4 protein-coding genes are annotated in these 11,462 nt (G+C 72.6%); all 4 read left to right on the top strand.

Annotated features, from left to right (window positions below):
* Window positions 1–4 precede the first annotated feature (4 nt).
* From AB0J55_RS16725 to AB0J55_RS16710, 4 genes are read left to right on the top strand one after another with little or no spacing between them, the layout of a single operon-like run.
* Complete coding sequence (locus AB0J55_RS16725; protein WP_364248661.1) at window positions 5–1,162, top strand: kelch repeat-containing protein; 1,158 nt, start codon at window positions 5–7, stop codon at window positions 1,160–1,162.
* On the top strand, window positions 1,159–4,302 hold the full coding sequence (locus AB0J55_RS16720) for a hypothetical protein (RefSeq protein ID WP_364248659.1): 3,144 nt from the start codon (window positions 1,159–1,161) through the stop codon (window positions 4,300–4,302). The genes AB0J55_RS16725 and AB0J55_RS16720 overlap by 4 nt, the downstream gene beginning before the upstream one ends.
* Window positions 4,299–9,518 (top strand): hypothetical protein, encoded by a 5,220-nt coding sequence (locus tag AB0J55_RS16715; RefSeq protein WP_364248657.1) that lies wholly within the window; start codon window positions 4,299–4,301, stop codon window positions 9,516–9,518. The genes AB0J55_RS16720 and AB0J55_RS16715 overlap by 4 nt, the downstream gene beginning before the upstream one ends.
* Window positions 9,511–11,322 (top strand): hypothetical protein, encoded by a 1,812-nt coding sequence (locus AB0J55_RS16710; RefSeq protein ID WP_364248655.1) that lies wholly within the window; start codon window positions 9,511–9,513, stop codon window positions 11,320–11,322. Before AB0J55_RS16715 ends, AB0J55_RS16710 begins: the two co-directional genes overlap by 8 nt.
* Window positions 11,323–11,462 lie beyond the last annotated feature (140 nt).

Raw genomic sequence — 11,462 nt, 5'->3', positions numbered from 1 at the left:
CGCCATGACCGCGATCTCCCCGGCCGCCACCGGCGCCTGGACCACGACGGACGAGCTGCCGACCCCCGGCAGCTGGGGCGGACAGCACGACGGACCGGTCGTGCTCGGCGACGGCAAGGTCCTCGCCGCGGGCGGTGCCGGTGCCACCGGTGGCCCGCTGAACCGGGTCGCCCGCTACGACCCGGCCGCCGGCACGTGGGCCACCACCGGCAACCTCCTCACCGCGCGCCGCCTGCACTCGGTGACCCTGCTCGCCGACGGGAAGGTCCTCGTGGCCGGCGGCACCAGCGTCGGGAGCGCGCAGTTCCCGCCACCCGGGCTGGCCGCCGCCGAGGTGTACGACCCGGCCGCCGGCACCTGGACCTCCACGGGGAACCTCCACACCGGACGGTGGGGCCACAGCGCCACCGTCCTCGCCGACGGTTCCGTTCTCGTGGCGGGCGGGAGTGCGGTCCGGTCCAGCCAGTCCCTGACCGCGCTGCGCACGGCCGAACGGTGGGATCCCGGCTCCGGTCACTGGACCGAGGTCGGCCCCATGACCGACGCCCGCAGCGGCCACACCGCCGTGCGCCTCCCGAACGGCACGGTCCTCGTCGCGGGCGGCAGTGTCCCGACCGGACGGAACACCGACGCAGCGCTCGCGTTCTGCGAGCTGTTCGACCCGGGCGACGGCAGCTGGGCGCCGACCGGTTCCCTGACCGTGCCCCGGGCCTGCCACCAGGCGACCCTCGCGGGCACCACGGTCCTCGCCACCGGCGGCACCGCACCCGGTCCCCGTGGCGACGGCACGTTCGACCCGTTCGCCAGGGCCACCGCCGAGATCTACCAGCAGGCGACCGGCCTCTGGACCGCGACGGACAGCATGCCCGCCGGCCGTGAGCTGCACCGCGCGGTCGCCATGAGCGCCGACCGGATCCTGGTCGTCGGCGGCACCGACGGGGTCACCGACACGGCCGGGTTCGCGAGCGCGTTGCTCTACGACGTCTCCGACGGCAGCTGGGAGGAGGCCACGGGGCTCGACGCGGGCCGCTGGTCGTTCGGCGCGGCGAAACTGGCCGGGCAGAAGGTGCTCGTCACCGGTGGGGTCGCGCGGTCCGGTCAGGCCGGGTCGGCGCTCGCCGCCAGTACCGAGGTGTTCGACGCGACGGGCCCCACGCCGTGAGCGAGAACGCCTACTCCTTCCTGCCGTGGCTGCGTACCGGGCTCGCCACGCAGATCACGACGCCGCCCGGTGCCGCGGACCGGGCGAGCATCGAGGTGCGGCTGCTCATCACCGGTGACGGCGGTGCGCTCACCAAGGACGTCAAGCAGGACGTGCAGGTGTACGGGCCGGGTGACGTGCTGGGCATCGACCCGCGCGCGATCTCCCGGGTCGAGCCGCGCGGCTGGGTCACCAACGCCGAACCGGACTTCCTGCCCCACGTCGAGTTCTACGACGAGGACTTCCCGTGGCGGTACAGCCCGGCCGTGCCGGACGAGGGCACGATCCGCCTCGCGCCCTGGCTCGCGCTGGTGGTCCTCGCGGGCGGGCGCGACCCCCACGACCCGGACGCGGAGTTCGACGAGGGCGCGAGCGCGGACCAGCCACTGCCGTTCATCACGGTGAAGGACCCGGACGGCACGCTGCCGCCGCCCGGCCAGCTCGGCGCCTGGGCACACGTGCACGTCAACGGCCCGCTCGCCAATCTGATCGAGACCAACGACATGTCGGTCGCGCTGCCCGCGTTCCGTGCGCTGCTCGCGGCGAACCCGGACAACGCGTGTTCCCGGCTGGTCTGCCCGCGCCACCTCGAACCGGACACCGGCTACCACGCGTTCGTGGTGCCCGCGTTCGAGACCGGCCGCCTCGCGGGCCTCGGTCTCGACCCCGCCGCCGCACCGGGTGCGCTGCGGTACGCGTGGCGCGACCCATATGACGGTCAGCAGCTGCCCGGGATGCTGCCGTACTACCACCGCTGGTTCTTCACCACCGGCAGCGCGGGTGGCTTCGAGGAGCTGGTGCGCCTGCTGCAACCCCGCGAGCCGGACCCGATGACCGGCCGCAGGGACATCGACGTGCACGCCTCTCCCGGCTTCGGCCTGCCCGGCATCACGACGCCGGCGACGATCGGCGGGGTGCTGCGCCTCGGTGGCGCACTCCAGGTGCCGTTGCGGGACGAGGACGACTTCGACACGTGGGACGAGCCGTACCCGCACGACTTCCAGAAGGCGCTCGCCGCGCTGATCAACCTCGGCGACGACTACCTCGACCTCGAAGCACCCGCCGCCAACGCGCGGCTGTCCACGGTGCACGCCGTGCCGGATCCCGGGCCGGACCCGGTGATCACGCCGCCGATGTACGGGCGGTGGCACGCGCTGACATCCCGGCTGCTGGTCGGCCGGGACGGCACGACACCCGTCGAGAACAACCGCAACTGGGTGCACAAGCTCAACCTGGACCCCCGGTTCCGGGTTGCGGCCGGGTTCGGCACGAAGGTCGTGCAGGACCGGCAGGAAGAGTTCATGAACGCCGCGTGGGCGCAGGTCGGCGACGTGCTCGCGGCCAACGCCCGCATCCGGGCCGCGCAACTGGCCCGCGAGGTCGGGCACGTGCTGCAGACCCGCCACCTCGACCCACCGGCGGCCGCCACCTTCGCCGCCGCCGAGGGCACTCCGCCGTCCGGCCGCGCGCTGACCGTCACCGCACCGGCCCACAACCGGCTCACCGCACCGGCGTCGGCGTCGCTGCGGCCCCTCGCCGACGGCGACGTGGAGACCGTCGCCGTCGGGTGCCGGGTCGCCGAGAGCCGGGTCGGCCCGGCACCCGTGTCGGCCGCCATGCGCCGGATCATCCGGCCCGGCGCCCGCGTGGCCCGCACGGTCTTCGACCCCGCCCACCCCGCCGACGCGCTGCTCCCCCGGCTCGACGACGAGGTCGGCGGGATCACCGCCGCACCACCGAAAGCCGTCCCGGAGGCCGTCGTCACCGCCGACCGGCTCGACGACGTCCTGCACCCCGTGGTCGGCGTGCAGGCCGCCGACCCGGACGACCTCCCGACGAACCAGAACTTCGTGATCTCCCTGCCCGGCGACGGGTTCATCCCCGCACCGGGCGGGCCGGACAGCCCGGAAGCGTTGCGGTACAAGGAAGCCCTGCGGGACGTGAACCGCGGGCAGGGCGCCGCGGAGCTGGGCGGCAGCGTGACACCGCCGGATCCGCTCGGCGTGGTGAGTGCGACCGGGTCCGTCCTCGATGGACTCCGCGCGGACAAGACGGTGCCGCGGACACTGCTGTCGGCGCTCTCGCTGCCGGAGCGGTTGCAACCGTTCGCGGCGCGGTTCATCGAGGCGATGGCGTACCCGGTGATCGACCTGCCGATGTACCAGTCGCTGATCGACCTGTCGACCGAGACGTTCGTGCCGAACCTGAACTCGTTGCCGCCCAACACGATCACGCTGCTGGAGACCAACCAGCAGTTCATCGAATCGTTCCTCGTCGGGCTCAACCACGAACTGGCGCGGGAGCTGCTGTGGCGGGAGTACCCGACCGACCAGCGCGGCACGCCGTTCCGCCAGTTCTGGGACCCGCGCACGGCCCTGTCCCGCCCCGGCGAGACGGCGGACGAGCGCCGGGAGCGGCTGTACGACATCCGCCCGATCCACAAGTGGCTCCCGGCGAACAAGCTCGGCGACAACGACAACCGCGAGGAAGGCGGACCGGCCGAGGAGGAGCTCGTCCTGGTGATCCGCGGTGAGCTGCTGAAGAAGTACCCGACCGCGGCGATCTACGCGCACCGCGCCCGCTGGGACCCGAGCAACGCCAACCCCGACCCGGATCGGGAACGCGTGCCGGTCGGCATGTTCGAGGTGAACGGCCCGAGCGACGATGACATCCTGCTGCCGCTGTACGAGGCGAAGGTCGAGCCGGACATCTCCCTGCTCGGTTTCGACCTCACCGCGGAGAAGGCAGCGGGTGGCGGGCCGGGCGGTGACCCCGGCTGGTTCTTCGTCATCAAGGAACGGCCCGGCGACCCAAGGTTCGGCCTGGACGCCGGGCCCGCCGTGGAGGTCGAGACCTGGAACGACCTTTCCTGGCCGGTGGTCGACCCCGGCAACCGCCGCTTCATCGAGCTGGACGCGAACACCCCGCAAGTCACGCTGGACGAACTCGAACTACCGGCCGACCAGGAGAAGGAGATGCAGGCACGGGAGGACGCCGCGCTCCCCCTCTGGCACGCCGGGCTCAGCTCCGCCGACCTCGCCTACATCCTGTTCCAGGCGCCCGTGCTCCTGGCCGTCCACGCACAGGAGATGCTGCCGTGACCGCCCCGCTCAGCGACGACTTCCCGGTCCTGCTCGGCCCGGTCCGGGTGGAGACCCGGTTCACGGCCACCGAACTGCTGGTCCGAATGTTCCCCGACGAGTGGCAGATCGAGAAGTTCGAGCCGAAGCCGACCGCCGCCGAGGTCAGCGCGCTCGACGCGTACTGGACCGCGTTGTGGCGCGGTGGCGACGACGCAGTCGCCGAGCGGGCCGCGTTCGCCGAGCTGACCACGCGGATCCCGGCGGGCCGGGCGACGTGGCTGCTGCAGAACCGGGCGCCTGCCAACCCGGCGGACCGGCCGTCCGGGGTGCCAAAGGATACGACGGTGCTGGTCGTGCTCACCACGACCGCGGTCGCCGCCAACGACCGGGCGCCCAGCGTCACCTACTGGATCGCCGTCTGGCGTGCGCACGGCGACCGGGAGGCGATCCGGACCGCCGACCGCGCGTTGATCACGGCCGTCGGAAACACCCGGGCCACCACGATCCGGCGGCGCAGACCAGTCGGCGTCGACGCGTCGCTCACCGAACTGAGCGACGCCGTCCAGGTCGTCTTCCTCGTACTGCCGACGCCGGCAGCCGCCGACCTCGCGACGCAGTCGTGGACACAGGCCGCGTGGGCGCGGCTGCTGCCGGACCGGTTCACCGTGCTCGGTTTCCGCGGCGGCCAGCAGGTGATCTCCGTGACCGGCGCGGCGATCCCCGACACCCTCGCGGTCAGCCCCGACCCGGCCGGGCAGCAGTTCAGCGTCAACGAGCAGACCGGCGCGCTGACCGTGCCCGACCAGCTGAAGTGGCTCACCGACTTCACCAGGGCCGTACAGGTCGGCATGGGCGTGCGGATCCCGCTCACCGACCAGATCCGCGGCGGCGTCGACCGGTTGGTCGTCCTCGGGCTGCGCCGCAAGTCCGCCCCCGCACAGGCGGCGGCGGAGCTGGCCGACCTCGTCACCAGGCAGGTCCGCAGCCCCAACGGTTTCTCGGTGCTGCCGCAGGGCACCACCACCAACAACTCCGAGCAGGCCGACGCCGGTCCCGACCCGGCAGCGCAGGCCGACGCGGCACTGCGAGCGGCCACGTTCACCACGGCCGCCGCCCCGGCCGACTGGGCCGCCAAGAGCGACGGGCAGTGGCTCGCCGAACTGCTCGGCATCGACCCGGTGGCACTCACCGGCGCACCGAACGCCGACCGCACCGACATCCGCGACGCCCGCGCGGCGAACACCGCGCTGTGGCCTGCGACCTGGGGATACTACCTGCAAGCCGTGCTACACCCGGCGCTCGGCGCGGCCACGGTAGACGCCACCCGTGCGTACTTCACCGGCCACGTCTCCGGCCGCGGCCCGGTCCCGGCCGTCCAGATCGGACGCCAGCCGTACGGGATCCTGCCCACGACCGCGTTCTCCCGCCTCGCCTGGCCCGACACGCACCCGGCTGCCGGACACCGTCGCGGGCTGCACCAGCTGCTCACGAAGATCACCGGGGACTGGCGGGTGGCGAGCAAGAAGGTCTCGCGGCTCGGCAGCGACAGCGATGGGAGCGACGACCCGCACCAGGTGCTGCTCGACATCCTCGCGCTGCACCCGACGTCCGCGGAGTTCCACCAGCGGTACGCCCGCAGCGTCGAGGACATCTACAACCGCGAGCAGCTCGGCGGTGCAGGCCCGACCGTCGTGTCGACGCTCGAGACCCTGCACATGCCGCAGCCGATCCGCGCGCTGCTGACCCGCCTCGGCCTGCCCGCCGCGCTCGAACCGGGTGTGGTGCGCAGGCTGTTCGTCGGCACCCAGTTCCCGCTGCTGGCGCCGCTGGTCGACGACGTGCCGCTGTCGGAGACGAACCCGATCCGCGACTACACCACCGACCAGCGCAACTACCTCCAGTGGCTCGCGGACCTGGCCGCCACCGACCTGGACGCGATCCGCCTCGAGGCAGGGTTCGCCGGCGACCGGCCGCCCGCCACGCTGCTGTACATGCTGCTGCGGCACGCTGTCCTGCTCGGGTGGGCCGACGCCGCGGCCGCGCTCGCCGCCGCCGCGGGCAGCCCGGTGGCGCCGCCGAGCCCGGCCGACGAGCTGTTCATCCACATCCGGCAGTCCACGTCGGGCAGCGAGAGCCGCTTCCGGCAGCTGTACTCGCCGGATCCCGCGGTCACCGGAAACCCGAACACGCTCGTGGTCGACCACCTGCCGTCCACACTGGACGACCGCCCCGCGACCCGGCCGCTCGCCGAGCAGATCCAGGCACTGGGGCTGCTGGCGGACCTGCCGACCGCGCGCCTGGAGCGGGTGCTGGTCGAGCACCTCGACTGCGCCACCTACCGGCTCGACGCCTGGCGCCTCGGCCTCGCCAACGAACGGCTGACCGAACTGCGGTACGGCGCCGCGGGCACGCCGCCCCGGCGTGGCGTGCACCTCGGCGCGTACGGCTGGCTCGACGACGTCCGCCCGCGCACCGGCACCCTCACCCCGGTACCGCTGACCGGCGACCTCGCGCAACTGTTCACCCCGCCCGGCTCGGCGCCGCTCCTGCACGACCCCGGGAACGCCGGGTACGTGCACGCGCCTTCGCCCGCTCAGGCGACGACCGCGGCCGTGCTGCGTTCCGGTTATCTGGCGAACGCGACGCCGGAGAACCCCGGCACGTTCGCGGTGAACCTCAGCTCCGACCGGGTCCGCGAGGCACTGTCCATTCTGGACGGTCTGCGGCAGGGACAGTCCCTGGGCGCGTTGCTGGGTTACCGGTTCGAGCGTGGCCTGCACGACCGGTGGGCAGAGGCCGAGCTGGACTCGCTCATCACCGCGCTGCGGGGCGCGTTCCCGTTGCGCGCCGGCCGGTTGACCGAGACCGAGCCACCACCCGGCACCCCGGTCGAGGTGGTCGAGGCACGGAACGTGATCGACGGCCTCGAACTCGTCCGCCGCGTCACCCGCACCGCCGACACGACGTACCCGTTCGGCGCCGACGGCCTGCCGGAGGACCCGTCCGAGGCCCAGCTAACCGCGATCGGCGCCGAGGTCGACCGCCTGCTGGCACTGCACGACGCGCTCGCCGACCTGGCCGTGGCCGAGAGCACCCACCAGACCCTGGCGGGCAACACCGAACGCGCGGCGGCGACCCTCGACGCGTACGCGAAGGAGGGCTTCCCACCCGACCCGGCCGTGATCCGCACGCCCCGCAGCGGCATCACGCTCACCCACCGACTCGGGCTCGAGTTCGACGCCAAGGTGGCGCCGCCCGGACCGAACCGGACTCCGCGCGCACAGGCGGAACCGGCGGTCGACGACTGGCTGCCCAGCCTACTGCCGGACCGCCACGACGTGGGCGTGGTCGTCCGGTGGACCGACCCCGACGGCGACCACCGCAGCCGGGTGGTCACCCAGGAGGACGTCGACCTCGCGCCGATCGACCTGCTGTGGGCGGTCCGCCCGGCCGGTGAGGCCACCGCGACCGACCTGGACGACCGGATCATCGGCGTCGTCGTGGACCGCGACCACCCGCGCCCGGACGTGTCACTGACCATCCACTACACCGAGCGGATCACCGGCAAGGTCTCGTTCTTCGAGCTGTCGCCGCTGATCGCGGCGCTGCGCACGATGATCACGACCGCCCGGCCGCTGCGGCCGTCGGATCTGGTGCCCGCCGCCGGTCCGGCCACTGTGGACCGTGCGGCGGACGACGCGGTGACCGTGCGGCGCAACCGCCCGGAGGCCGTCCGTGAGTCACTGGACGACCTCGCCGAGGAGATCGAGGACCTCCTGGATGACCTCGCGCCGCTCTACCCGGCGCCCCCGGCCGAACAGACCCAGGCGCAACTCGACCACATCGTCGAGGGCATCGACTCATTCCTCACCCGCTACGCCGGCCTGGTGACCGTGGCCGGTGGGTTCGGCATGCTCCGCAGCGGCTGGGGTGAGCTGACCGCGTGGCGGCGCGGTGTGTTCACCGATGTGCTGGCGGCGGTCGCGGCGACCGCCGAGCGCATGGGCAAGTCGCTGTCCGCGGCGAACGCGTTGATCACCCAGTACGAGGCCTTGCCCGGGAACACACCGAACGAGGTGCGGTTCTCGCTGCTTCAGCGGGCGGAACGGCTCCTCACGACCACCCCGACGAGCCCGCGCCCAAGCCAGCCGAGTGCGCTGCGGGCCATCGTCCTCAACCGGCGCAACGCCTTCGACAACCAGCTCGACGACCTGCGGGACGTGGCGGGCACGAACCGGAACACGCTGTCCGGCCTGCTGGACAAGGTGTCGTCGCTGCTGCCGCTGACCCAGTTCGACGCGACGGGCCTCGATCTCGGGCCGTTCCGTGACCGGGTCGTGGTGTTCGGCCGTGACCTGCTGGACCGCACGCTGATGTTGCAGAAAGAGGTCACCACGCGGTTCGAGACAGCCGGCGCGGCACTTGCGGACTACGACCTGGCGGTCACCGGTCCCGACCGGGTGACCGCCGCGACCGCCGCGCTGACCGCCATGATCGGCGAAGACGTGCTGGTGGTCCCCGAGTTCACGCCGAGCGACGCGCTCCACGACGAGCTGCGCGCAGCCCGCCGGGACAGCGACGACCTGGTAGAGCACCTGGTGGACGCCGGGCGGGACTTCCCGGTCGACGACTGGCTGCACGGCGTCGCGCGGGTCCGCGAGGCACCTCGGCTGTGGGAACGCGTGGTCCTGCTGAGCGATGCACTCCGCGCCCGGGGTCTCGGCGACCTGTTCGACCACGACGACCCGGCGCTGGAACCGATCCAGCTGCCGTACCGGGAGAACGACCACTGGCTAGGCATGGAGTTCGCGCAGGGCACCAGCATCACCGAGGACCGGTTGCTGTACACGGCGCACTACGCGAGCGACCCGCCGCTGCTGGGTGGCGGCAACCAGGTCGGCCTGCTGCTCGACGAGTGGACCGAGGTGATCCCCGCGGTGCGGGAGACGACCGGGATCGCGGCCGACCTCGACCGCCCGAACTCCGAGCCACCGCAGGCGATGCTGCTCGTGGTGCCGCCGGTGAAGACGGGCGCCTGGCAGACGGACGACCTCGTCGCCGCGATCGCGGACACCTCCGAGCTGGCGCGGCTGCGTGCGGTGGAGCCGAGTCACCTGGACGACACGGCCTACGCCCAGCTGTTGCCCGCGACCGTCCTGTCCGCCACGCGCCGGCCCATCACGATCAGCACCGACCTCGCGGTCGCCAACCTGCGCTGGAGAGCCCGTGACTGAGCCGCCCCGCATCACCGACCTCCGCGAAGCCCTGACCGGGCGGCAGTTCCCGACCCTCGGCATGTGGAACCGGCTCGAAGGGCGACCGCGTGCCACCGACTTCGGGCGTGCCCTGCAGGCCGAGGTCCGCGACCCGCTGTGGCTGCTCACGCGGCAGTGGCAGCTCGGCGAGTTCCTCGGCGAGGACGCCGGTTCGCCGGTCACCGCGACGTACTCGGTCGCGACGGCCGTGCCGTCGCGGTTCCGGGCGCAGGACGGGACAGTCGTCGACCTTCCGACCGACCGTCCATTGGAGACACTGGCGGAGCGGCGCGCGATACCGTTCACAGCCGGCCCCGACCGGGTGTCCTACGACCTGCGGCTCGTACTCGGGCGGCATTGGCTGAAGCTCCTCGCCGCGCGGGCCCAGCTGCGGCACTTCCGGCAGGACTACGTGGCGCGGTGGCCGATCGAGCTGCCGGACGCGACCGACGACTCCGACACCGAGATCGTCGCGCACCCCGAGGTGTGGGCCGGGGTTGCCGCGGTGGCGGGTCGCAGAATGGACGGCTACCTGTTGTACCGCCACATCAAGGACGGCGGGAAGGCCTACGACGGCATCACGAACAACAACTCGCTGCGCAGCCAGCTCACGACGCTGGGCACGCGGCTGGTGAACTGGTTCGAGGGGTTGATCGACCAGCCGGCCTCGGGTGCCGCGTGGGACGGCCGACGGCTGGAGCACCGGTTCTCGGTGTCCGCGGTCGACGGCTCCGAGACCGTGCTGACCGCACCCGAGTACCCGGGCGGCGAGCTGGACTGGCACGCGTTCTCGGTGGACCCGCGTGGCCCGCTCGGCGGCGCAGACCCAGCGCCCGCGCCGCTGAACCGGACCGTTTTCCCGTCACCGGTGCGGTTTTCCGGCATGCCGCTCGCGCGGTGGTGGGCCGTCGAGGACGGGCAGACCAACTTCGCGGCCGTGCGCCCGGACAGCACCGACCTGGCGCGGCTGATCTTCCTCGAATTCGCGCTCGTGCACAGCAACGACTGGTACCAGCTGCCGTGCGACCTCCCGGGAGGCACCCTGGCCCGGATCCGCGGCCTCGCCGTGACGGACGTGTTCGGCCAGAAGCAGTGGATCACCCCGGCGGGAGCGGGAGACGACGAGAACTGGCAACGCTGGTCGATGTTCACGCTGGACACCCTCGGCACCGAGGACGTAGCCGCCGACACCCGGCTGTTCCTCCCGGCGACCGTGCCCGCGACAGCCACCGGGCCGGCGCTGGAGGAGGTGTCGCTGATCCGGGACGAGAACGCGAACCTGGTGTGGGGCGTGGAACGCACGGTTCGCGTCCCGACCGGCGAGCCCCGGCGCGGCGTCGAGGTCGCGAACGAGGTGGTCGCGCACCGCCGCCGCCTGTTCCCGGCCCCGGACCCCGGCGACCCGACGGCGGCCGTCGCGTATCAGGTGATGAGCGCGGTGCCGGAGAACTGGATCCCGTTCCTACCGGTCCACGTGCCCGACGACACCCGCAAGGTCCAGCTGCAGCGGGCGACACTCCCGAGTGCCGTGGACGGCAGGCTGATCCGCCCACGCACGGCATTGTTGCGCGAGGGCCTGGACAGCCCGGTGCCGCATTCGTACTTCGTGAACGAGGAGGAGGTGACGCAAACCGGTACCACGATCAGCCTCGCGTACAACAGAACCCGCTGGCACGACGGCCGGGTGACGGTGTGGCTGAGCGCAAGCCGGGGCACGGGCCGGGGCGCGGGTTCGAGCGGGCTGCGGTTCGACTTCCTGACGGACACCGCCCCGTCGTCGTGAGGTATCACCGGGCTGCTTGCCGCATCTCTTCTCGGACAGATGCCGTTCGGCAACTTACGGAGAGACCATGAGACGACGGGTGTAGACCGAGCCACGCGCGTTGTCCTGAGCCCGGATGGAGGGTCACGCCTTCGAAGTTG

It is taken from the genome of Amycolatopsis sp. NPDC049688 (assembly GCF_040674975.1).
Lineage (GTDB): Bacteria > Actinomycetota > Actinomycetes > Mycobacteriales > Pseudonocardiaceae > Amycolatopsis.
Note: the sequence above shows the minus strand (reverse complement) of the source record. Positions and strands in the feature narration are given on the sequence as shown.